General features: G+C 70.3%; 26 protein-coding genes. 15 read left to right on the top strand and 11 right to left on the bottom strand.

Translation table 11 applies throughout. The annotated features are described in order from the left end of the window. Positions 1 to 46: 46 nt before the first annotated feature. From merB to AC0685_RS25995, 5 genes are all read right to left on the bottom strand, one after another. Positions 47 to 622 (bottom strand): organomercurial lyase, encoded by a 576-nt coding sequence (gene merB / locus AC0685_RS26015; protein WP_340683185.1) that lies wholly within the window; start codon positions 620 to 622, stop codon positions 47 to 49. Between the two features lie 161 nt (positions 623 to 783). Next, positions 784 to 2691 carry an intein-containing Rv2578c family radical SAM protein gene (locus AC0685_RS26010; protein WP_478227893.1) on the bottom strand — a complete coding sequence of 636 codons (1908 nt, stop codon included), beginning with the start codon at positions 2689 to 2691 and terminating at the stop codon, positions 784 to 786. Between the two features lie 131 nt (positions 2692 to 2822). Then, a complete protein-coding gene (locus tag AC0685_RS26005; RefSeq protein WP_478227892.1) occupies positions 2823 to 3770 on the bottom strand; it encodes a sucrase ferredoxin in 948 nt (315 codons plus the stop codon). Between the two features lie 85 nt (positions 3771 to 3855). Then, complete coding sequence (locus AC0685_RS26000; protein WP_478227891.1) at positions 3856 to 5037, bottom strand: cupin domain-containing protein; 1182 nt, start codon at positions 5035 to 5037, stop codon at positions 3856 to 3858. Then, positions 5038 to 5169 (bottom strand): hypothetical protein, encoded by a 132-nt coding sequence (locus AC0685_RS25995; protein ID WP_255431246.1) that lies wholly within the window; start codon positions 5167 to 5169, stop codon positions 5038 to 5040. A gap of 172 nt (positions 5170 to 5341) precedes the next feature. Here AC0685_RS25995 and crcB (AC0685_RS25990) point away from each other — a divergent pair, with 172 nt between their 5' ends. Then, the gene (gene crcB / locus AC0685_RS25990; protein WP_478227890.1) at positions 5342 to 5752 is read left to right on the top strand and encodes a fluoride efflux transporter CrcB; all 411 of its coding nucleotides are present in this window, start codon (positions 5342 to 5344) and stop codon (positions 5750 to 5752) included. Then, positions 5749 to 6123, top strand: a complete 375-nt coding sequence (gene crcB, locus AC0685_RS25985; RefSeq protein WP_478227889.1) for a fluoride efflux transporter CrcB — start codon at positions 5749 to 5751, stop codon at positions 6121 to 6123. The genes crcB (AC0685_RS25990) and crcB (AC0685_RS25985) overlap by 4 nt, the downstream gene beginning before the upstream one ends. Position 6124: 1 nt before the next feature. Here the strand turns inward: crcB (AC0685_RS25985) and AC0685_RS25980 are convergent, their stop codons facing one another. Then, positions 6125 to 6550: a MarR family winged helix-turn-helix transcriptional regulator gene (locus tag AC0685_RS25980; protein WP_478227888.1), complete on the bottom strand. Its 426-nt coding sequence runs from the start codon at positions 6548 to 6550 to the stop codon at positions 6125 to 6127. Positions 6551 to 6636: 86 nt separating this feature from the next. On the opposite strand from AC0685_RS25980, the gene AC0685_RS25975 reads away from it, so the two are divergent. Beyond that, the gene (locus AC0685_RS25975; protein WP_478227887.1) at positions 6637 to 7713 is read left to right on the top strand and encodes an NAD(P)/FAD-dependent oxidoreductase; all 1077 of its coding nucleotides are present in this window, start codon (positions 6637 to 6639) and stop codon (positions 7711 to 7713) included. 187 nt (positions 7714 to 7900) lie between these two features. Here the strand turns inward: AC0685_RS25975 and AC0685_RS25970 are convergent, their stop codons facing one another. Genes AC0685_RS25970 through AC0685_RS25960 form a run of 3 tightly spaced genes read right to left on the bottom strand, consistent with a single transcriptional unit; the run spans position 7901 to position 11847 of the window. After that, complete coding sequence (locus AC0685_RS25970; RefSeq protein ID WP_478227886.1) at positions 7901 to 8851, bottom strand: LLM class F420-dependent oxidoreductase; 951 nt, start codon at positions 8849 to 8851, stop codon at positions 7901 to 7903. Then, positions 8848 to 10971: a S9 family peptidase gene (locus AC0685_RS25965; protein WP_478227885.1), complete on the bottom strand. Its 2124-nt coding sequence runs from the start codon at positions 10969 to 10971 to the stop codon at positions 8848 to 8850. The genes AC0685_RS25970 and AC0685_RS25965 overlap by 4 nt, the downstream gene beginning before the upstream one ends. 21 nt (positions 10972 to 10992) lie before the next feature. After that, positions 10993 to 11847, bottom strand: coding sequence for a PPK2 family polyphosphate kinase (locus tag AC0685_RS25960; RefSeq protein ID WP_478227884.1), 855 nt, complete (start codon positions 11845 to 11847; stop codon positions 10993 to 10995). 156 nt (positions 11848 to 12003) lie between these two features. Here AC0685_RS25960 and rocD point away from each other — a divergent pair, with 156 nt between their 5' ends. Together rocD and AC0685_RS25950 are read left to right on the top strand one after the other, a co-directional pair. Continuing rightward, positions 12004 to 13206, top strand: a complete 1203-nt coding sequence (rocD, locus tag AC0685_RS25955) for an ornithine--oxo-acid transaminase (protein WP_478227883.1) — start codon at positions 12004 to 12006, stop codon at positions 13204 to 13206. A gap of 31 nt (positions 13207 to 13237) precedes the next feature. Further along, positions 13238 to 14599, top strand: a complete 1362-nt coding sequence (locus tag AC0685_RS25950) for a DUF2252 domain-containing protein (protein ID WP_478227882.1) — start codon at positions 13238 to 13240, stop codon at positions 14597 to 14599. Between the two features lie 33 nt (positions 14600 to 14632). Here the strand turns inward: AC0685_RS25950 and AC0685_RS25945 are convergent, their stop codons facing one another. Then, positions 14633 to 15508: an FAD-dependent oxidoreductase gene (locus AC0685_RS25945; RefSeq protein WP_478227881.1), complete on the bottom strand. Its 876-nt coding sequence runs from the start codon at positions 15506 to 15508 to the stop codon at positions 14633 to 14635. A gap of 70 nt (positions 15509 to 15578) precedes the next feature. Between AC0685_RS25945 and AC0685_RS25940 the strand changes: the two genes are divergently transcribed. Beyond that, positions 15579 to 16187 (top strand): phosphatase PAP2 family protein, encoded by a 609-nt coding sequence (locus tag AC0685_RS25940; RefSeq protein ID WP_478227880.1) that lies wholly within the window; start codon positions 15579 to 15581, stop codon positions 16185 to 16187. Here the strand turns inward: AC0685_RS25940 and zapE are convergent. Beyond that, positions 16141 to 17175, bottom strand: coding sequence for a cell division protein ZapE (gene zapE, locus AC0685_RS25935; protein WP_478227879.1), 1035 nt, complete (start codon positions 17173 to 17175; stop codon positions 16141 to 16143). The two genes, AC0685_RS25940 and zapE, sit on opposite strands and share 47 nt — an antisense overlap. A 98-nt stretch (positions 17176 to 17273) precedes the next feature. Here zapE and AC0685_RS25930 point away from each other — a divergent pair, with 98 nt between their 5' ends. The 9 genes from AC0685_RS25930 to AC0685_RS25890 all read left to right on the top strand — a co-directional run bounded on the left by AC0685_RS25930 (position 17274) and on the right by AC0685_RS25890 (position 22410). Beyond that, entirely contained in the window at positions 17274 to 18020 is a 747-nt protein-coding gene (locus AC0685_RS25930) for a pyrimidine reductase family protein (protein ID WP_478227878.1), read from the top strand. Further along, positions 18017 to 18574 carry an RNA polymerase sigma factor gene (locus tag AC0685_RS25925; RefSeq protein WP_340683201.1) on the top strand — a complete coding sequence of 186 codons (558 nt, stop codon included), beginning with the start codon at positions 18017 to 18019 and terminating at the stop codon, positions 18572 to 18574. The genes AC0685_RS25930 and AC0685_RS25925 overlap by 4 nt, the downstream gene beginning before the upstream one ends. Continuing rightward, a complete protein-coding gene (locus AC0685_RS25920; protein WP_340683202.1) occupies positions 18574 to 18999 on the top strand; it encodes a hypothetical protein in 426 nt (141 codons plus the stop codon). Before AC0685_RS25925 ends, AC0685_RS25920 begins: the two co-directional genes overlap by 1 nt. Positions 19000 to 19188: 189 nt before the next feature. Further along, entirely contained in the window at positions 19189 to 19638 is a 450-nt protein-coding gene (locus AC0685_RS25915) for an Asp23/Gls24 family envelope stress response protein (RefSeq protein ID WP_125675157.1), read from the top strand. Continuing rightward, complete coding sequence (locus tag AC0685_RS25910; protein WP_005157087.1) at positions 19638 to 19814, top strand: hypothetical protein; 177 nt, start codon at positions 19638 to 19640, stop codon at positions 19812 to 19814. Before AC0685_RS25915 ends, AC0685_RS25910 begins: the two co-directional genes overlap by 1 nt. Continuing rightward, the gene (locus AC0685_RS25905) at positions 19811 to 20167 is read left to right on the top strand and encodes an Asp23/Gls24 family envelope stress response protein (protein ID WP_478227877.1); all 357 of its coding nucleotides are present in this window, start codon (positions 19811 to 19813) and stop codon (positions 20165 to 20167) included. The genes AC0685_RS25910 and AC0685_RS25905 overlap by 4 nt, the downstream gene beginning before the upstream one ends. Before the next feature lie 14 nt (positions 20168 to 20181). Next, positions 20182 to 20718: a DUF6286 domain-containing protein gene (locus AC0685_RS25900; protein WP_478227876.1), complete on the top strand. Its 537-nt coding sequence runs from the start codon at positions 20182 to 20184 to the stop codon at positions 20716 to 20718. Next, positions 20715 to 21302, top strand: a complete 588-nt coding sequence (gene amaP, locus AC0685_RS25895) for an alkaline shock response membrane anchor protein AmaP (protein WP_478227875.1) — start codon at positions 20715 to 20717, stop codon at positions 21300 to 21302. Before AC0685_RS25900 ends, amaP begins: the two co-directional genes overlap by 4 nt. Positions 21303 to 21330: 28 nt before the next feature. Continuing rightward, the gene (locus AC0685_RS25890; protein WP_478227874.1) at positions 21331 to 22410 is read left to right on the top strand and encodes an ATP-dependent DNA ligase; all 1080 of its coding nucleotides are present in this window, start codon (positions 21331 to 21333) and stop codon (positions 22408 to 22410) included. Positions 22411 to 22461: the final 51 nt, after the last annotated feature.

Here is a 22461-nt window from a genome sequence, read left to right as displayed (position 1 = left end):
GAATCGCCCCGGATGCCTCGCGACCAGGTACAAACCCGGCGTTTCGTCAGATCGTCGGCCAGGCCTCCAGCGCCGCGACCATCCGCCGGGTGTGCGCCAGGTAGTCCGGCACGGACAGGACCCGGCCGTCGATGTTCTCCAGCAGCCAGCCCGAGGCCGCCTCCTTCGACGCGAAGAACTGTGTGCAGACCAGGGCCTCGACGTAGTCCTGGCCGAGGGCGAGGTCGATACCGGACAACCGCGACGCGGCGACCACGGCCTGCGGCGGGTCGACGCTCAAGACCCTTTCCCTGGTGAAGTGGACCCGGACGCGGGCCCCGGTCGCCGGGCAGACCGCGTCCGCGTGCACGGGTTCACCGGTGGCGACGGCCAGAAGGAACAAGTCGACGCGGTACCGGTCGGAGCCCGCGCGGTCGGCCGGGCGCGAGCCACGGTCCATCACGACCAGGCCGTCGCGGATGGCGAAACCCATCAGGTCCATCAGCCGGTGGGCTTCGGCGGGGTCCATGCCGACGGTCGCGGCGAGTCTTCCGATGGCGATGGGGTGTCTGCCCGCCCTGGTCAGCTTGGTCGCGGCCCAGGCGATGCGGACAGCGGCGGTGCGATCCGTACGGGTGGTCAACAGGCACCTCCTCGCCTTCGTCCCCGTTGAGATTAAGCACGAAAAGGTTTTCCGCCAAGTCACTGCGCCGAACGGCCGAATGCGTTGTGCGGTAAGAAAATTCACAGTGCGCATCGAGCAACGGGAAGACGCACTTTCGGCCGTATCGGGCGAAAGTGGTGCTACAGCAGTTTGAGCTGCTCGGCCGGCGGCACCACCGCCTCCCCCGAACGCTGCGCGGGCATCGTCACCTGCATCCGTTCCCCGTCGTCCGCACGGGAACCGAAGCCGTGACGGCGCAACAACGGGCCGACTTTGGCGCCGAGCCGCTCCCGATAGGACTTCGGGAGATACGCGCCGCGCGCGTACAGCTCGCGATATTTCGGCACCAGCTCCGGATGTTCCCGGCCGAGCCAGCGCGCGAACCATTCCCGCGCGCCCGGCCGCAGATGCAGCGGCAGGACGGTGACCCGGGTGGCACCGGCTTCGGCCAGCCGCGAGAACAGGGCGTCGAGCGCGGCCACCGAATCGGTCAGGTACGGGAGCACGGGGGCGACCAGCACCGAACACGGCAGCCCGGCGTCGCGTGCCTTGCGGATCAGGTCGAGCCTCGCCCGCGGGCTCGGCGTCCCCGGCTCCAGGCGGTGTTGCAGCTTCTCGTCCAGCAGTGCGAGCGAGATCGCCAGCCCGGCGGGCACGTCCTTCGACACCGATCCCAGCAACGGGAGATCCCTCGCCAGCACTGTTCCCTTGGTCAGGATCGACAGCGGCGTGCCCGAATCGGCCAGCGCGGTGATGATGCGCGGCATCAGCTTGTACCGGCCTTCGGCGCGTTGGTAGGGGTCGGTGTTCGTGCCCATCGCGACGTGCTCGCGTGTCCAGCTCGGCCTCCGCAGCTGCGCGGCCAGCACCTCGGGCGCGTTGACCTTCACGATCACCTGCGTGTCGAAATCGCGTCCGGCGTCGAAATCGAGGTACGTGTGGGTGTTCCTGGCGAAACAGTTGTGCGTGACCATGCCGTCGGCGATGAAGTCGCCCGTGCCGGTGGTGATGTCGAACAACGGCAGCTCGATGCCCAGCGGCTCGATGGACGTCACCTTCCGTCTCGTCCGGCCGATGGGGAGGCCGTCGAGCGATCGTTTCCAGCCGACGGCGGGGTCGGCGAGGTGGAAGAACCGCACCTCCTCCGCGGGCCCGCCGAGGATCTGCACCGTCCACAACGGACGGAACTTGGCGTTTTCGCTTCTGACGTAACGGAAGCCGAAGTTGCCCAGCGCGGAACAGAAGGTGGAGACGATGTCCTGTTCGTCATGGGTGACGCGCAGCGCGCCGTGCCGGTAGCTCCCGGCGAGGTCGAACAACCCGGCCAGGAATCCGCGCAGCCAATGGGAATCCGGCGACGGCGGCACCTGCACGAAGCCGACCGACGCACCGAAATCCGGCAGGTAGCGAAGCGCGCGGTCCGCTGCGTCCTTCTCGGCCGAGAACCCGCCGGAGCGCAATATTCCGCACAGATATCCGGCGCGATAGCCGAGGGTGTCGTCCGGGGTGCGGGCGAGTTTCCCGACGCCGACGAGTTCGGTGCCGCCGACCAGATGCGGCCGCTGCGCGGCGCCGAAACGGGTGCCAGTGACGTGTTTCCACCCGTGCCCGGTCAGGAACCGGTGATCGCCACTGGCCACGATGGACGTTCCGTCGTCGAGGGACAGGCGGTACGCCGGCTTCAGCGTCGACCAGTGCGCGAGGACCTTCGTCGGCACCAGGCGGCGCCCCGCGCCACGCCCGCGCGTCCCGTAGATCGCGTCGCCGGGCGCCAGCTCCGCCAGCGGCTTCGTCCGGCCGTCGGCCATCAGGACCGGCGTCCCGCCTTCGAGGCAGTACGTACACGCGTGAGAACAACCGCGGTACGGGTTCACCGTCCATCCGAACGGGACACCCGAGCCCTCGGGCACCTTGTTCAGCACGGATTTGGCGTGCACCTCGTGAAAGGTGACGCCGTCGAACTCGGGCGTGCGCACCGAACGCAGCAGCCCGTCCAATCCGGGCAGTACCGGCTCGCCGCCGTTCGCCCGCTGTCGATCCCATCGCACCCGGCCAGTCGAACACATGTTCTAGACGGGTGTCAAACAGATGTTCGAACACGAGTGACCTTCGCGGCATTCCGTCCTCTGGATGCGGTAGTTGCGCACGCAAGTACCGCATCCAGAGGACGAAATGCGTGCTAGAGCTTCGTGATCTCCTCGGTCACGTACCCGGCGGGCTGGATCAGCCCCGCGCACCGGCTGTCCCCGCGCGGCGTCGCCGACCGGCGGCGCACCGTCACCGAGTAGAAGTCCTCGCCGCCGCGCACGGTGACGACCCGCGCGTCGGATTCGAGCAGCGGCTCCTCCTGGACGGCGAGCACGTCGTCGAGACCGGACAGGTCCAGCTGCCGCCGGAGCGCGATCTCCGCGAACTGCGCCCACGCCGTCCGGGCGGATGTCCGGCCACGAAGCCGCTCCGGCTCGACCTGACCACGGAGGGCGGACTTGGCGACCAGCGCCGCCTCGGCCGGGTTCAGCTGGCCGTGCAGGAAACCGTCGGGGACCACCAGGAGATTGCCCGCCCAGCGGTCACCGCCGACATGGCTGACCTCCCAGGCCCGGCCGGGGTGGTTGGTGTTGAGCGTCGATGCCAGCGGGCGGCCGAGCACCGCGCAGCACATGTCCTTGGTGCCGTGCGTGCAGACCAGGAACAGCGGCCCGTCCACTCGCGTGCCGAACCCGCCCATGCCTTCCGCGACCGCTTCGAGGTCCAGCTCGGCCAGCTGGCCGAGGTCGCGGATCTCCAGCCGCTCCAGCCAGCGGTTGCCCGGCTCTCCTCCGCCGACGTACACGGAACGGGGGCGATCCGGGTCGCGCCGATGTTTGCCCGGACGACGGATCAGCAGCGGACGGAGCCCGTGGGACCGTCTCAGGTTTTCGAGCAGCTCACGGCGCTCGGCGGGGAAGGCCTCGTCGAGGACGTTTTCCAGCGCGTCCGCGGGCCAGGGACCCGGCTGCTCGATGAGCAGCCAGCAGCGCATGTCCGCGGCGGTGCCGGCGGGGCTCGCGCCCAGCATGCGCGCGACGGTGGCGCAGCCCGGCAACGCGGCGGGCGGCGCTGGGGTGTCCGAGAGCTGAGCGGTCATCGGCTGACCACTCCGGACTTCACCTTAGGCATGCCTTAGCTTACCCCGCCCGACCTCCCTTCACACTTCTCGTCCTCTGTGACTTTCAGCCGATCGAGAGAAGTCCCTGCGTGGTGAGCTCGCCGAGGAAGGCCCGCACCGTCCCCCGATCGAGTTCGGACAGCTCGGCGAGTCGCTTGACCGCCTGCGGCGTTCCGTCGAGCAGCGCCTTCAGCAGTGGAGCCGCGGCGCCCGCGAAGACGAACCGTTTACCGTCAGCGAGCAGGGTCACCCGGCCGTCGCGTTCTTCGAGCACCGCCCTCGGGACGAGAAACCGGACCTCGGTCTCGTCACCGTCCGGCAGCAGGCCGGGGGTCGCCGCCCAGGGCAGCCCGACCCGCGGATGAGCCGGGGCCGCCGAGTCGCGTTCGGCGAGGAACCTGTCGACGACGTCACCGGTCAGCGTGGCTTCCAGTTCCGCCCGCAGCGCGGCGGCACGGGCCGCCCGCTCCTCGTCCGTCCCGAATCTCGGGAGGTCCTGGCGGAACACGGTGCTCGCCCGGAGCTTGTCGGCGAGCCAGGACACCAGGTCGATCCCGGTGGCCGGGCTGAACCCGAGCGTGAGGTGCAGCGACATCTCCCCCACCGCGGTGACGTCGTGCCAGTGTCCGCGCGGGACGTAGAGGACGTCACCGTCTTCGAGGATGAAGTCGTCGATCGGCTCACCGGGCCGCTCGGGCTGCTCGACGTCGCGATGCAGCGGAGCGGGCCTGGTCGGGCCGTGCATCCGCCAGCGTTTGCGGCCGGCGACCTGGATGATGAAGGCGTCGTGGTCGTCCCAGTGCACGTCGAAGCCATGGGTCACGCCCCAGCCCGCGTACAGGTTGACCTGGACGCTCTCGCGGAGGTCGTGTTCGAGACTCCTGGCGAGATCGCCGATCGGATCGCTGAGTTCCTGGATGGCGTCGAGCACCATCGTCGCGCCGCCGCGGAGGTGTTCGGTGAACGGAGCTGCCAGCAGGCGGGGGACGGTGCCACTGCGGCGGGTGGGGACGAGATCGATGTAGCTCTCCATGGGCACCGGGGTGCCGTCGAGCGCGAGGCGCAGCCGCGGGAACTCCAGGCGGTGCTGCCGGAGGATCGCGTTCAGCGCCGGCCACGGCAGCAGGTCGGCGAACCGGCCCGCGCGGCCTTCGAAACGGCGATAGGTCTCGCCCTGGACCTCTTGGAAGAACTGGCTGACCCCGAGCGGAGCCACGAGGTCAGCCAGCGTCGGCGGTTCGGGCACTCAGCCGTCGTTGCCGTCGTTGTCGGCGGCCGCGCCGTTGGCCTTCCCGCGGTCGACCGCGGTCGGGATCATCTCGACCTCCAGCAGCAAACCGCTGTCGGGAGCCTGCGTACCTGACTGTTCCTGTGCCATCCTGCCACCTTTTTCTCAGACGAGCGGACGGACCGAAAATCGGCCTGGAGCGCCGCCCAGCCTACGACACGTTTCGAGATAATTCACTGTCCAGCAGGGAAAAACGGCCTAGCGAGCGATCTTCGACACCGTGGCGCCGGTTCACCCGGACAGCGGTTCTAAGCTGCCATCCATGGCTGATCCGGCATCCGTCTCCCGCCCGCGCTGGGACGTGCTCGCGGCCGTAGGCGCCGGTGGCGCGCTGGGCAGCCTCGCCCGCTACGGACTGTCGGTCGCGATCCCCCATCCCCGGGGTCAGTTCGCGTTTTCCACCTTTGCCACCAACGTTTCCGGCTGCCTGCTGATCGGCGTCCTGATGGCGTCGCTGACCGCCACGGCCGATCCGCACAGGTTGCTCCGGCCGTTCCTCGGGGTCGGGATCCTGGGCGGTTACACGACGTTTTCGACCTACGCGACGGACACACTCGATCTCGTGACGACCGGGCGCCCGTTCACCGGGTTGGCCTACGCGTTCGGAACGGTGGCCGCGGCGCTGGTAGCCGTCTACGCCGGGCACGAAATCACCCGTGCGGTGAAGAAATGACCCTCTTCTTCGTCGCGCTCGGCGGCGGTTTCGGTGCGATCGTCCGTTTCCTGACCGATCTCCGGCTGCGCGCGTGGCGGGGCGCCGCCTTCCCGTGGGGCACGCTGGCGGTCAACATCGCGGGCTCGTCGCTCCTCGGCGTCCTGACCGGCTGGGCACTGCACGGCGGCCAGCCGGACGGCGTCCGCTCGCTGCTGGCCGTCGGGTTCTGCGGCGGGCTCTCCACGTTTTCGACGTTCGGGTACGAAACCCTGCGCCTGTTCACCGAGAAGACGCGAGCACGCGCCGTGGTGAACGCCGTCGCCACGATGGCCGCCGGGATCGGCGCCGCGGCGGCCGGGCTGCTGCTCGCCGTCGCGATCTGGCACTGAATCAGTCTTCGGGCGCCATCCGCCACGCCGCGGCCGCGATCGCCTCACGCTGTTCGGCCGGGAGGTCCGCCGCCATCTCCTCCAGCTTTTCGACGACGCCTTCGTGGGCGGCGTTCGCGAGCCGGAGTCCCTCTTCCGTCAGCGTGATCTTCAGCGCGCGGCGATCGCAGGAATCCGCGACCCGCTCGACGAGCGCGCGCCGCTGCACACGGTCCACCAGGCCGGTGACGCTGGACTTCTCCAAGTTCAGCATCTTGCCCAGGTCGGTCATCCCGACGCCCGCCTCCCCTTGCGCCAGCACGCAGAGCAGCTGAGCCTGCTGCGGCGTGAGGTCGTGCGACCGGCCGACGTCGATGAAAGCCCGCTGCACCAGATGCGAGAGCCGCACCAGCGCCGTCGCGAATCCGAGGTCTTCGGCCGTGGTCATGAGCGCAGTCTACTTGACGATCGTTCGGAGTACGAACTACCCTAGTTCGTAGTACCAACATTCCGTACTACGAACTAGGGGATCTCATGACCACGACCGTGGCCGTCATCGGCGGGGGATACGGCGGCACGACCGTCGCCAAGGAGCTGGACTCGTTCACCGACGTCGTGCTCGTCGAGCCGCGCGAAGACTTCGTCCACCACGTCGCCGCCTTGCGGGGACTCGTCGATCCCGAGTGGACGGATCGGCTCTTCTACCCGTACGCCCGGCTTCTCGAGCGGGGACGGGTGCTCCGCGACCGCGCGGTGCGCGTGGACGAGGACGGCGTCACGCTCGCTTCGGGTGAACGGCTCACGCCGGACTACGTCGTACTGGCGACCGGTTCGGCGTACCCGTTCCCGGCGAAGATCGATTTCCACGACAGCGCTTCGGCGAAGGCGAAGATCCGTGCCACCCGGGAGGAACTCGCGGGCGCGGAGAAGGTGCTGCTGCTCGGCGCGGGCCCGGTGGGCCTCGAACTGGCGGGCGAGATCAAGGCGGTGTGGCCGGAGAAGGCCGTGACGATCGCCGATCCGGCGAAGGAGATCTTGCCCGGTTTCCCGGAGGACTTCCGCGCGGAGATCCGCCGCCAGCTCGACGGACTGGGCGTCGAACTCCTGCTCGGCACCTCGCTGACCGAGCCACCGGTCTCGGAACCCGGGCAGGCCAAGACGTTCACCTCGGGGCTCAGCGGCGGCGGCGAGGTGACCGCCGACCTGTGGTTCCAGTGCTACGGCGGCGCGCCGCACACCGCGTACCTCGACGGCGAACTGGCCGCCGCGCGGCAGGCGAACGGGCAGGTGGAGGTGACTCCCGAACTGCGTCTACCGGGACAGCCCGGCGTGTTCGCGCTCGGCGACATCACCGCGCTGCCGGAGGGGAAGCTGGCGAAGGTGGCCGGTGACCACGCCGAGGTCGTCGTGGCCAACATCCGGGCGCTGATCGAAGGCGGCGAGCTGCGCGCGCATACGCCGGGCGGGCCGATGATCTCGTTGCCGCTCGGGCCTTCCGGGGGCGCGACCTACGCCGAGGAGGTCGGGACCCTGGACGCGGCGACCACTTCGGAGATCAAGGGGTCGCACATGATGGTGTCCAGGTACGAGGAGATGTTCGGGAAGGCATAGGGGCTCGTGAGTGGTAAGGGCGGTGAAGGCCTCCTTGCCTACCCTGACGGTAGGGAAGGGGCCCTTCGCTACGCCGTCGACGTGGCTTTCGCGACACGATCGAAGGCGGCCATGAGCGGACCGCCCATCGCACCCGACACGTTTGCCTTACCCCTCAATAGAACCCGAAACGCCACTCACGAGGTTGTCAGCGGGGAGCCAGCCCACGCACGTGTGTGAAGGGGTCCTCCCCCGTCGGCAGCAGCGCGATGATCGGCGTCGTCAGCCCGTTGTCCACGTAGGACTGCACCTGCTCGCGGCAGGAATCGAGGCTGCCGTGGACGATCAGGTCGTCGACGACCTCGTCCGGGATGACCTGGTTCGCCTTCTGCCGGTCGCCCGCGGCCCACGCCTCGTGCATCGGCGCGAGCGCGTCGCCGCGGCCGAGCCATTCGTGGAATGCCGCGTACACCGGCACGGTCAGGTAGCTCGAGATGAGCATCCGGCCGAGCCCGCGCGCGGCGGCCTTGTCCTCGGTGGGGCAGACGAAGATCCGCGCGGCCAGTTCGGTGTCCGGACCGATCTCGGCCCGCACCTTCGGCACGTCGGAGGCGGCGAGCCAGTTGGTGATGGCACCGTCCGCCTCCTTCGCGGCCAACCGCAGCATCCCCGGCCGCAGCGCGGCGAGCATGATCGACGGCGGCGGGTCGGCGGGCCGCTCCAGCCGGAACTTGCTGACGGAGAACGACTCGTACTCCTCGGTGACCTTCTCCCCCGCCAGCGCCGACCGCAGGAAGCGCAGGGTGTCCCGCGAACGCGCGAACGGCGCTTCGAACTCGGCGGCGTTCCAGTTCTTCACGATCACCGGCGACGACGCGCCGATGCCGAGCACGAACCGGCCGGGCGCCAGTTCCGCGACGGTCGCCGCGCTCATCGCCAGCAGCCCGGGTCCGCGTGTGTACACCGGCACGATCGCGGTGCCGAGCCGAAGCTGCGGCGCCCACTGCGAGGCCAGCACCAACGGCGTGAAGGCGTCGTGGCCCGCCGTCTCGGCCGACCACGCGTCGGTGTAGCCGAGATCCGGCAACTCCCGCACCATCTCCTCGTGCGCCGCGAGCGGCACCCCGGTCAGCGGAATGGTGATGCCCCACCGTTTCATGCGTTCTCCTCGCTCTTGACCGCGGCACCGGACAGCTCACGCACGATCCAGTCCACCTGCGTGCGCATCAGGTTCTCCGCGACCTCTTCGGCTTGCGGCGTCATATGCGTCGCGCCGGCCAGCGGCAGGAACACGTGCGCGCGTCCCTTGGCCAGCAGGGCCGACGACAGGCGCAACGAGTGGGCGACGAAAACGTTGTCGTCGGCCAGCCCGTGCACGATAAGCAGTGCCCGCGAGAGATCGCCGGCGCCGGCGATCAGCGAGTTGTGCTCGTACGAAGCGGTTTCCTCCCGCGGAAGCCCGAGGTAACGCTCGGTGTAGTGCGTGTCGTACAACGACCAGTCGGTCACCGGGGCGCCCGCGACCCCGGCGTGGAAGACGTCGGGGCGCCGCAGCACGGCCAGCGCGGAGAGATAGCCGCCGTAGGACCAGCCGCGGATCGCGACCCGTTCCAGATCGAGTTCCGGATGGAGCGCGGCCGCCGCGTGCAGGGCGTCGACCTGGTCGGCGAGGGTGACATCGGCGAGTTTTCCGGCGATCTCCTTTTCCCAGGCCGCACCCCGGCCGGGGGTCCCGCGCCCGTCGGCGACCAGCACCGCGAAGCCCTGGTCCGCGAGCCACTGCGGGGTCAGGAAGGCGTTGCGGGTCTGCAGGACACGCTGGGCGTGCGGGCCGCCGTACGGGTCGAGCAGCACCGGGAGCTTGCCTTCGCTCTCCTCGTACCCGGTCGGCAGCACCAGCGCGGCGCGCAGGCCCCGCTCCCCCAGCGTCAGCCAGGTCAGGTTCGGCACGACGTCGGGGTCGACGGTGAAGGAACCGATGCGTGCCACCGTCTTCTCGCCGGACACGACGGTCACCACCGGGCCGCTGCGCTCCAGCGTCCAGGACGAGAGCACGGTCAGCGAAGCGTTCCCGGAGCCGACGTGCACACCGTCCTCAGTGGACAGACGGCGGAGCTCGCCGCCTTCCGTGCGAAAGACGTGGATCTGCGTCGGATCGGCCTCCGAGGCGCTGAACAGCACCTCGTCGCCGACGTGCAGGATCGAGCGCACCTGCAGTCCCGGCGGGGTGACGGCCACGCCGTCGACGACCAGCCGGTGGTCACCGTCGGCGGCGCTCTCGCGGACCAGGCGGCCGTCGGTCGTCCACGCCGGGACGCCCGCGGCGAGCTCGACCCAGTGCTCGTCGGTCTCGGTGTGCAGCACCTCGACCGCGCCGGTCGCCGGGTCGACCGCCTGGATCTCCAGCTTCCGCTGGTCACGCGACTGCACGGACAGCAGCGGCTTGCCCGAGGCGGACCAGTGCACCGCGGCCAGGTACTCCCAATCGGTCTTCTCGATGTCGACGCGGGAGCCGTCGAGGCCGAGGATCGCCAGTGTCACGTCCGCGTTCGTGGTGCCCGCCGCCGGATACGCGACGACGTTCGCCGCCGACTGCGGGTTCGCCGGATCGGCGATCGTCCAGCGCGGCACGGCGGCCCGGTCGGACCGCTCGACCAGCAGGCTCTTCCCGTCCGGCGACCACCAGTACCCGCGCGTGCGGCCCATCTCCTCGGCCGCGATGAACTCCGCGAGCCCCCAGGCGATGTCGTCGCCCGCTTCGCTGTCTTCACCGCCGAGCAGCCGGTCTTCACCGGTGGCCCGGTCGATCACCCGCAGGCGGCGGTCGCGGACGTAGGCGACGTGCGTGCCGTCCGGGCTGGGCCGCGGGTCGACGACCGAACCGTCGACCAGCACCGACACCTCACCGGTGGCCAGGTCGAGGGTGTGGAGCTTGCCCGAGAGCGAGAACGCGGCGACGGTGAAGGCGTCGTCGACCGCGTAGCCGACCACACCGCCGCCGGTCTCCCGGCTGCGCTCGCGACGGGCACGCTCTTCCGGCGGCAGGTCTTCTTCACCGGGCAGCAGCTCGGCGGCGTCGACCAGCTTCGTCTCCTCGCCCGCCGCGACGTCGAACGACCACAGGCTGTGCCGAGGGTCGGTGCCGGACTCGGACCGCAGGAACAGGATGCGGGCGCCGTCCGGGGAGACCTTGAACTCTTTCGGCGCGCCGAGGGTGAAGCGCTGGGTGCGGGCCTGACGGCGGAGGAACGGGAGATCTTCGAGGCTGTTGTCGGTCACGTCCCGCACTCTCTCAGACGATCAACCGGAGACGCCAACGCCTTCCAGCTTCTTCAGCTCCGTCTCGGGATCGAAGTCGGCGGGCGGGAACTTCGGGTCCATCTCCTCGATCGTCTCGATCAGCAGCCGCGCGACCAGCCAGTTGCGGTACCACTTGCGGTCGGCCGGGACGGCGTACCAGGGCGCGGCCGCCGGGGAGGTCTTGGCGAAGATGTCGGCGTAGGCCTTCTGGTAGTCGTTCCACTGGGCGCGCGCGTCGAGGTCCGCTGGGTTGTACTTCCACCACTTCGCCGGATTCTCCAGCCTCGCCTTGAGGCGCTTCAGCTGCTCCTCCGGCGAGATGTCGAGGAAGACCTTCACGATCGTCGTGCCGGCGTCGGTCAGCTCCTTCTCGAACGCGTTGATCTCGGCGTAGCGCTTGCGCCACTCCGCCGCGGGCACCAGCTTCTGCACGCGCGGGACCAGGATGTCCTCGTAGTGGGAGCGGTCGAAGACGCCGACCTGCCCCGGCACGGGGAGCTGTTTGCGGATCCGCCACAGGTAGTGGTGGCGCCGCTCGGTCGCGGTCGGCTTCTTGAACCCGGCGTACCGCACGCCCATCGGGTTGACGAGACCGAGGACGTGGCCCACGGTGCCGCCCTTTCCCGAGGTGTCCATCCCCTGCAGGACCAGCAGGAGGCTCCGGTTTCCCCCGCCGACGCCCTCCGCGTACAGGGCCTCCTGCAGCTCGGCGAGCCTGCCTCCGGCGTCGGCGAGGTCCTTGAGCCCCTCGGGCTTCTTGGTCGGCCCGATCGGGAACGAGCCGGGATGGTGCCGCTCGGCGCCCTTGCCGATCCTCAGCGTGTCCCGGACGGAGACGGTGTCCTTTTTCGCCATCCGGCGACGATAACCGCGCTCCGGACACCGCGCCTCCGGTGATCGAGTACGCCGATGCACGATTTCGCCACCCGAAGGAGTCGATACGCAATGAACAACGGGTCAAAGCAACGTTTCCCGGATGAAAGCGGCCGGATGGACCTCTAACCTGAACGCATGACGACCGCCGACTTCATCGCGCTCGACGAGCAGTGGAGCACGCACAACTACCACCCGCTCCCGGTGGTGATCGCCACCGCCGAAGGAGCCTCGGTCACCGACGTCGAGGGCAAGACCTACCTCGACTTCCTCTCCGGCTACTCCGCGCTGAACTTCGGGCACCGCCACCCCGGGCTCATCGCCGCCGCGATCGAGCAGTTCGGCCGGGTGACGCTGACCTCGCGCGCCTTCCACCACGACCAGCTCGGGCTGTTCTGCAAGGAGCTCGCCGAGCTGACCGGCACCGAGATGACCCTGCCGATGAACTCCGGCGCGGAAGCCGTCGAGTCGGCGGTGAAGATCGCCCGGAAGTGGGCGTACCGGGTCAAGGGCGTCCCCGACGGGACCGCGGAGATCGTCGTCGCCGGTTCCAACTTCCACGGCCGCACGACGACCATCGTGTCCTTCTCCACCGACGAGACCGCGCGCGCCGACTTCGGCCCCTTCACGCCGGGCTTCGTCACCGTCAAGTACGGCGACGCCGAAGCGCTGCGCGACGCCATCACCGAGCGCACCGCCGCGATCCTGCTGGAGCCGGTGCAGGGCGAGGCGGGCGTGATCGTCCCGCCCGCCGGCTACTTCGCCGAGGCCCGGCGGCTGTGCGACGAGCACAACGTGCTGCTGATCGCCGACGAGATCCAGTCCGGTCTCGCCCGCACCGGCACCGTCCTCGCGCTCGACCACGAAGGCGTCCGTGCCGACGTCTACACCCTGGGCAAGGCGCTCGGCGGCGGGATCATGCCGGTGTCTGCCGTGGTCGGCGGCAAGGACGTGCTCGGCGTGCTGCGGCCGGGTGAACACGGCTCCACCTTCGGCGGGAATCCGGTCGCCTGCGCGATCGGGCGGGCCGTGGTCGGGCTGCTGAAGACCGGGGAGTTCCAGGAGCGTTCGCGGGAACTGGGCGCCCACCTGCACTCGCGGCTCGGCGAACTGGTCGGGAACGGGCTCGCCGAGGTCCGCGGGCGCGGGCTCTGGGCGGGGATCGACATCGCGCCCGGCGGGCCGACCGGCCGCGAGGCGTCCACCGCGCTGGCCGAACGCGGCGTCCTGTGCAAGGAGACGCACGACCACACGCTGCGGATCGCGCCGCCGCTGGTGATCAGCCGCGAGGAGCTCGACCGCGGTATCGACGCCATCACGGAGGTCGTCAAGACCCGGTGAACCTTTCGGACGGGCTGTACGTTGCCTGTCCATGGGAGACAAGCGGGAGTGGGTGGAGCGGCCGCTGGCCGGCACCGAGTCGGTGTCGCCGGAGGACTGGTTCGCGAGGGGTAAGGCACTGCGGGACGAGGCGCCCTCGTCCGCGCACGACCACGCGGCGGCGGGCGAAGGGCGGCCCAGCGTGGCGGAGTTCTTCGCGCGCACCAACGAAGGCCGCCTGCCGGAACTGGTGGAACTGCGGCGCGAGCGCATGCTCGCGTCGCCGTTCACCTTCTATCGCGGTGCCGCCGGGCTGATGGCCGCCGATCTGGCCGGATCGCCGTCGTCCGGGTTGACGGCGCAGCTCTGCGGCGACGCGCACGCCGCGAACTTCGGGCTGTACGGCACGCCCGAAGGCCAGATCGTCATGGACATCAACGACTTCGACGAATCGGTGCCGGGCCCGTGGGAGTGGGATCTCAAACGGCTCGCCGCGAGTCTCGTCTTGGCCGGGCGCGAAGGCGGCATCGGCGAATCGGGCTGCCGCGAAGCCGCCGAAGACGCGGTTAAGTCGTACCGGCGCACCATCCGGGGGCTGGCGGAGCTGCCGTTCCTCCGGTCGTGGAACGCGTTGCCGGACGCGTCGGTGCTGAGCAAGGTCAAGGCGCACGACCTGATCGACGACTTCGAGGAAGCGGCCGAGAAGGCGCGGAAGAACACCAGCGCCAAGGTCACGGCGAAGTGGACCAGGCGCATCGACGACCACGAGACCGGCCTCGAACGGCACCGGTTCGTCGAAGACCCACCGGTGCTCACGCACGTCGACGACGCGACCGCCGAAGCCGTCGTGACCGGATTGGTGTCCTATGTGGACACGCTGCGCGAGTCCCGGCGGACGCTGATCTCACGGTACCGGGTGTCCGATGTGGCTTTCCGGGTGGTCGGCACCGGCAGTGTCGGGCTGCGCAGCTACGTGGCCCTGCTGCACGGGAACTCCGGCGAAGACCTTGTCCTGCAGGTGAAGCAGGCCATCCCGTCGGCGCTCGCGCCGTTCCTCGGCCTGCCGGCCCCGGAGCACGAGGGGCGGCGGATCGTCGAGGGCGCGCGGCTCGTGCAGGCCGAGACGGACATCCTGCTCGGCTGGACGACCATCGACGGCGTGCCGTACATCGTGCGGCAGTTCCGGAATCTCAAGGGCGACATCGATCCGGCGGAGCTGAAGAAGGACCACCTCGACGACTACGGCCGGCTCGCCGGCGCGTTGCTCGCGCGGGCGCACGCGCGATCACTGCATCCGCGGATGCTGGCGGGCTACTTCGAGGACGACGAAGACCTCGACGAGGCAATCGGGGCCTACGCGGTGCGGTACGCGGATCAGACCGAAGCGGACTTCGCCGCCTTCGCCGCCCTCTGACCCCACGCATTTAGTCCTCTGAATGCGGAGCGCTCACACCAGGGCCAGGACGTCGTCGGCGCAGCCCCAGGCGACCGTGATCCCCGCACCCCCGTGCCCGTAGCAGTGCACGACCCGGCCGTCCCGGTCCAGCCGTACCTCGGGCCGGAACGGCCGCAGCCCGACCTTCGCCCCCAGCACGGGCGCGTCGGCCAGCGCGGGCACGAGTTCCCGGCACCGTCGCACGATGTCGGCGGTCACCCCGGGATCCGGCTCGACGGAGTCGCGCCCCGGCTCCTGCGTGCCGCCGCAGACGACGTGCCGTCCGTGCGGGATCACGTGCCGCAGCACCGGAGTGGCCCCGTCGACGATCCATTCGGTCAGCCCCGGGTCGGCGAGATGGACGACCTGGCCGCCGACCGGCACCACGGTGCCGTCCCCCGCGAGCCGCCCGCCGCCGAGCCCGGCGGCGTTCACCACGAAGTCCGCGTCGAGATCGTCCAGCCGCGAGACGGTGCGGTGCTCGGTGCGCACACCCAGCGCGGCGACCTGGCCGGCGAGCCAGGTGAGGTACACCGGGGTGTCGACCAGCGCGGTCGTGAAGGTGAGCCGTCCGGGTTCGTGATCGAGGTCGGGCATCGACAACGCCCACGAAGGCAGCGGCGCCTCATGCGGGACGAGGTACGTTCCCCGGACCATGCGGACCCCTGGCGCGCCGAGGACGCGGTACTCCTCGACGCTCGTCGCGGTCCAGCGGTCGACCCGGTCGGAGTTCGCCGCCAGCGGCGGGAAGAGCACGCCACCGGCGACCGCCGACGTGGTCTCCCCCGGCCCGGTGTCGGTGACCACCGTGACGTCGTGCCCGGCCCCGGCCAGCCGGTGCGCGCAGCTGAGCCCGATCACGCCGCCACCGACCACACTGATCCGCATCGAAAGCCCCCTTCGTCCTCGCGAGCCGTCCCTGCATGGTGACTGATCACCCGTCACGTAATCTCGCCGGATGAGCGGAAGAGGGCCGTACGGGCCGGTCGCGGTGACCTGCGCCGCGATCATGGTCGTCCTCGGTTTGCTGGTCTCGGGCGAAGGCCCTTCCGTTCCCGACGAGCTCGCCGTCAGGTGGGTGGAGCGCACCTTCGGCCGCGACACCGGCCTTCTCGAGCTGCTGGTGATGCCGACCGAGGCCTACATCCTGATCCCGGTCGCGGTCCTCGCCGCCGTCCTCTGCCTGATAGGACGGCGCAGGCTCGAAGCGGCGCTGACCATCGTCGGCCCGCTCATCGCGATCCTCGCGAACACATGGGTGCTCAAACCGCTCTTCGACCGCTGGAAGTACACCTACCTCGCCTACCCCAGCGGGCACACCGTCGCGCTGGTCGCGGTGCTGACGGTGCTCGTCCTGCTCGCCCGCCCCGGCGTCGCGACGGTGGTCATGGCGACGGTGAGCGCCGTGGTGCTCTGCGGAGTCACGATCGGCATGCTCGGCCTCGGCTACCACTACCTGACCGACGTCGTGGGCGGCACGCTGTTCGCCGTCGCGACCGTGTGCGCGACGTGGGTGCTGCTCAGCTGGGCTGCACGGCGTCGCGAGCCAGTGCCGTCAGACGGCTGACGGCGCGCAGGTACTTCTTGCGGTAGCCGCCGTTCACCATCTCCTCGGTGAACAGCTCCGGCACCGGCTCACCCGAGACCACCAGCGGGATCGCGCGGTCGTAGAGCCGGTCGGCGAAGGCGACCAGGCGCAGTCCGACGTTCTGGTCGGGCACCGGGTGGATATCGCGCAGGTGCACCCGGGCCACGCCGTCGAGAAGCCTGCCGTAGCGCGAAGGGTGCAGGCCGCCCAGGTGTTCGCACAACGCGTCGAAATCGTCCACAGTGGACTCAGGGTGCGTGGCGGCGGAGGCTTCCAGCTCCTCGGGGCTCGCGGGCGGCGGCGCGTCCGGCAGGCCGCGGTGCCGGTAGTCCGGGCCGTCGACGCGGCAGACGCCGAACCGGGCGGACAGCGACTGGATCTCGCGCAGGAAGTCCGCGGCGGCGAACCGGCCCTCGCCGAGTTTGTCCGGCAGCGTGTTGGACGTCGCCGCCACGAACACGCCCGCCGAGATCAGCTCCTGCAGCAACCGTGTGACGAGCATGGTGTCACCGGGGTCGTCGAGCTCGAACTCGTCGATCGCCAGGAACCGGTGTTCGGACAGCCGCCGCACCGCCTCGGCGAAACCCAGCGCGCCGACGAGGTGGGTCAGCTCCACGAACGTCCCGTACGCCTTGGGCGACGGCGTCTCGTGCCAGGTCGAGGCGAGCAGGTGTGTCTTGCCCACGCCGAAACCGCCGTCGAGGTAGAGCCCCATCGGCCCGGACGGCACCTCGTCCCCGCCGCCGAAGAACGCGCGCAGCTTCGACTTCGGCTTCCGGCTCGACGCTTCCGCCACGCGCTTCGCGAACGCGCCACAGGTGACGACGGCTTCGGCCTGGCTCGGCTCGTCCGGGTTGGGCACGTACGTGGAGAACCGGACCGCGTCGAACCTCGGCGGCGGGACGAGCGCGGTGATCAGCTCGTCGGCGGACAGCTCCGGACGGCGATCGATCAGGCGGGCGGGCATTCGCCGAGCGTAACGGCACCGGCCTGGCGGGTTCACCCTCCCTGACCGGGCGTATCCCCCGCTCAGCGGTGCCATCGGGCGCGTGCTGGGATGTTCGTGTGCAGCTTCTGTGGCCAACGACACCGGCGGAACCCGTCTCCGACACCGTCCTCGAACGGCTCTATGGGTATCCGGAAGACCTGAACCGTCCCTGGGTCCAGGTCAACTTCGTCAGCTCCGCGGACGGCGCGGCGGCGGTCGACGAGCTGTCCGAGGGGCTTTCCCACCCCGCCGACAAGCGGATCTTCCTGATGGGACGGCTGCTCGCCGACGTGATCCTGGTCGGTGCGGGCACGGCGCGCGCCGAGGGCTATCGTGGCGCGCGCGTCACTCCCGAACGCGCCGCCCGCCGGGTCGCGCTCGGTATGTCCGAGGTCCCGCCGATCGCGGTGGTGACCCGTTCCGGTGATCTCGACCCCGAGGGCCCGTTGTTCACCGACACCAAGGTCCCGCCGATCGTCATCACCACCGAGAAGGCGCCTCGCGCCGAGTTGGAGCGCGCGGGTGCCGTCGTGCTCGTCGCGGGGACCGCCGACGTCGACCTCCACCGGGCGCTCGCGCTGCTGGGCGAGCGCGGCCTGCGCCGTGTCGACTGCGAGGGCGGTCCGGCGCTGTTCGCCGACCTGATCACCGCCGACCTCGTCGACCAGCTGTGCCTCACCGTCGCCCCGCTGCTGGCGGGAGCGGGCGAGAGCCGGATCGCGCGCGGCCGTCCGGCCCCGGAACCGCGGCGGATGGCTCTCGCGTCCGTGCTCGTCGAAGACGGCTTCACCATGCTGCGCTATCGCCGACGGGAGGGCGGGTGAGCGAGGCCGCGCCGGTTCCGGACGAGGAACTGGTGGCACTGGCCGCCGCCGGGGACCACGGTGCGTTCGACACCTTGGTCCGGCGGCACACGGCCAGGATGTACCGGGTGGCGCTGCGGATCACCGGCAGCTCGTCCGAGGCCGAGGACGTCGTACAGGAGGCCTGGCTCTCCGCGTGGCGGGCGCTGCCCGGCTTCCGGTTCGAATCCGCGGTGTCGACCTGGCTCTACCGGGTGACGACGAACGGCGCGCTCGGCGCGGTCCGGCGCCGGAAGCCGACCGTGCCGCTCGACGAGGGCGACGCGGGCGTCGTGCCTGGTCCGGAGGGTCACGTGGTGAGCGCCGAGCAGGTCGGCACGGTGCTGCGCGCGATCGCCGAACTGGACGTCGGCCAGCGGATCCCGCTGATTCTGCGAGAATTCGAAGGGTTGACCTACGACGAGGTGGCCGAGGTGCTCGAAGTCAGCGTGCCCGCCCTGCGTGCCCGCCTGCACCGCGCGAGGGTGGCGCTGCTGGCGAAACTCGGCGACAACTTCCGACCCGGGGAACGGTGATGAGCGACGATCCGCGCGACGACCCCCGGTGGCAGCAGGTGCGCGCCGCCGCGAGCCGTCCGGTGCCGACGCCGCCGGGACTGGTCGAACGGGTGCTCCGCTCGGTCGGCGGCGTCCGCGGCAAGCACACCACCGCCCCGCTCGACCTGCCCTCGTCGGGCGGCAAGACCCAGGTGTCGGAACGGGCGCTGGTACTGATGACCAGGAACCTCGCCGCCGAAATCGGCCGGGAGCTCGGCGGAGTGCACGTCGCCGCCGTCGCGCTCGAAGAGGACGTGCTCCAGGTGCTGGTGACGATCCGGTTCGGTGTCGAAGCGGCCGTCGCGGACCTGTTGCGCCACCGGGTCAGCGCGGCTCTGACCGGTCAGCTCGGGTCCGCCCCGCCGACGATCAACGTCCACGTAGTCGACGTCCACCCGGACTGAATCCCGGAACGAAGCCGTGAGTTCGGTGCCGCGACCCCGAAGGTCCACTCACGACCATCCCGGAACTGATTACCCCATCCGGGGGACATCGCGTGACGGCTCGGCATGCGCGCGTGTCCTGGTCGGTGAGAGCGTAGAGACCGTCGCGCGCGCAGGTCGCGCGGCACAGGCCGAGAAGGAGCGAACTTCATGGCGCAGCCGAGCGCGAGCAAGCCCGACACCCCCGTGGCGGGGGCGTCCCTCAACGAGGAAGGAGCCGCCGGCAAGACCACGATCTCGTCGGTGGTGGTGCAGAAGGTGGCGGGTCTCGCCACCCGCGAGGTGACCGGGATCCACGCGCTGGGCGGCGGGGTCTCGCGGGCCTTCGGCGCGATCCGCGAGCGCATTCCCGGTTCCGGCACGGTCACCACGTCCGGCGTCTCGGTCGAGGTCGGCGAGAAGCAGGCGGCCATCGACCTCGACGTGGTCGTCGAGTACGGCGCCCGCATCGTCGACGTCGCGCGGGCGGTGCGCCGCAACGTGATCGGCCAGGTCGAGCAGATCACCGGCCTCGAGGTGATCGAGGTCAACATCGCGGTCAACGACATCCACCTGCCCGACGAGAACGGCGGCGAGACCGAGACCTCGCGGGTCGAGTGATGAACGGGACCCAGACCGGCCTGCTCGCCGGCCTCATCCTCGGCCTCGCCGCGACCCAGGGCTTCACCGCGTTCCTGGTGACGCTGGCCGTCGGCGTCATCGGCCTCGTCCTCGGCCGCGTGCTCGACGGCGAGCTCGACCTCGGCGACCTGTTCGGCCGGGGCCGCGACAAATGACCGTCCCGCCCGAACCCGAGGATCGCGGCACTCTCACCATCTCGCCGTCCGTGGTCCGCAAGATCGCGCAGCACGCCGCGGACCAGGTCGACGGGACCACGCGCGCGGAGCGGCGCATCGCCGGGCTCGGGCTCGGGACACACGGCGCGAGCGCGAAGGTCGGCGGTGAGGGCAACGACGTCGACCTCGTGCTCGACGTGGCGCTGAACTATCCGGCGCCGGTGCGGCGGATCGTCGGCGACCTGCGCGCCAGGGTCACCGAGGAGGTCGAGCGGATCACTTCGTACCAGGTGCGGGACATCTCGGTGACGGTCTCCGCGCTCCTGCCCGACATCGCGCCCCGCGTCCGTTAGAAGGAGCAACCGGTATGCGTTTGATCGTCCGCCTGCTGTCGGCCCTGATCGGGCTGGCGCTGGCCGCCGCCGGGGTCCTGCTGGCACTGGAGGTCGGCTGGGGCTGGTGGCGGCCGGGGCGGGGCCCGCTGTTCCTCCCGTGGGACGACTGGCGCGACAGGCTCGCGGAGCAGTCCTGGAACGCTTCCCCGGTCCGGTATCTCGCGATCGCCGTCGCGGTCGTGGGGCTGTTGCTGATCCTGGCGGCGGCCTCGGCCGGGCGGCGTGCCATCCGGCTGACCGATCCGGCGAACGAGGTCAGTGTGACCACATCACCGCGTTCCCTGGCGAGGCTGGTCGGGGTGACCGTGCGCGCGCAGGACAACGTCGCGGGCGCGAAGGTCACGGCCACCGCCAAGAAGATCCGCGTCCGCGCGACGAGCAGGCTGGAAACCGAAGGCGAGCTGCGGCCGCGGCTGCTGGAGACGGTCTCCGGTCTGCTCGACGACGTCCCGTTGGTGCGGCGGCCGAAGGTCTCGGTCGTCGTCGACTCCCCGAAGGACCGCCGATGACCCGTTCGGTCTCCGCCAAGGCACTCGGCCGGTCCACCGGCACGGAACGGACCCTGACCGTCCTCATCGGACTCCTCGCGCTGCTCGGCGGGGCGGCGGTGCTCGTGGTCGGCGCGGGCTGGCTCGGCGCACACCGCGCCGGCCGGCCGCTCGTGGACCCGATCGCCCTCGACTGGCTGTCGCGGCACGCGCTCGCCTCCCGGATCGGCGCGATCGTGCTCGGCGTTCTCCTGCTGTGGCTGGGGCTGTGGTGGTTCTTCCGGTCGCTGCGCCCGGAAGGCCGTCCGGACCTCGAACTCGACGACGACCTCGTGGTGACCTCCTCGGCCATCTCCGAGGCCGTCCGCGCCGACGCGGAGACGGTGGACGGGGTCGGGCGCGCCCGGGTCCGCGCGGTCGGCGACAAGGAGAATCCGGCGTTGCGGATCACGCTCTGGCTCGCCGAGGGCACCGACCTGAAACGGGTCTGGGAGCAGCTCGACAGCACGGTGCTGGCCCGCGCGCGGGAGTCGCTCGGGGTGGAAGTGCTGCCGACGGCCGTCCGGATCGAACTCGACACGGCAGCACCGCAGCGGGTGCGCTGACCGGCTACTTGTGGCAAGAATGGCCGTCATGTCGCTTCCCCTGACTCCGCCGGTCAAACCGATGCTCGCCAAACCGGCGAAGGCGATCCCCGATTCCGGCGGGCTGCTGTTCGAGCCGAAATGGGACGGGTACCGCTGCCTGGTGTTCCGCGACGGTGACGAGCTGACCTTGCAGTCGCGGTCGGAGAAGCCGCTCAACCGGTACTTTCCCGAGGTCGTCGAGCGGTTGAAGGCGGCACTGCCCGAGCGGATCGTGCTGGACGGCGAACTGGTCGTCGCCAGGGACGGGAAGCTGGACTTCGACGCGCTCACCGACCGGGTCCACCCCGCCGAAAGCCGTATCAAGCTGCTGGCGGAGCAGACCCCGGCGGAGTTCGTCGCCTTCGACCTGCTGGCGCTGGGCGACGAGTCCTTTCTGGACGAACCGACGTCGACGCGGCGGGAGCGGCTGGAGAAACTGGCCTCCGACGGCGTCCATCTGACTCCGGCCACTTCGGATCCGGCGATCGCGCGGCACTGGTTCGAACTGTTCGAGGGCGCGGGGCTCGACGGCGTCATCGGCAAACCGCTGGACGAGCCGTACACGCCCGGCAAACGGGTGCTGCTGAAGTACAAGCACTCGCGCACCGCCGACTGCGTGCTCGCCGGGCTGCGCTGGCACGTCGACGGCGAACCGGGCGAGATGGTCGGCTCGTTCCTGCTCGGGCTCTACGACGAGGACGGCGTGCTGCACCACCCCGGTGTCGTCGGGTCGTTCCCGGTCACCCGGCGGCGTGAGCTGGCCGAAGAGCTGGCACCGCTGATCACCGACGGGACCGATCACCCCTGGCTGGGCGACAACGTGCGCGAGAACCAGCGGATCCCCGGCGGGATCACCCGGTGGAAGGCCAAGGAAGCCCCGTGGGTGCCGCTGAAGCTGGAGAAGGTGGTCGAGGTCGGCTACGAGCACACGGAGGCCGGATTTCCGTCGCGGTTCCGGCACACCGCGCAGTTCAAACGCTGGCGCCCCGACCGCGAGCCGTCCTCCTGCACCTATGCCCAGCTCGAGGAGGTCGCCCGCTACGACCTGGACGCGGTGTTCCGCGGCGAGGTGAAACGCACCCGCTAACCGAGGTCAAACACTCGACCTGCGAAGCTCACCCCGAGCTTTTGTCATGCC

The sequence above is a fragment of the Amycolatopsis sp. NPDC043889 genome (assembly GCF_056435645.1).
The sequence above is the reverse complement of the archived record's forward strand: the minus strand, read 5'-3'. Positions and strand labels throughout refer to the sequence as shown.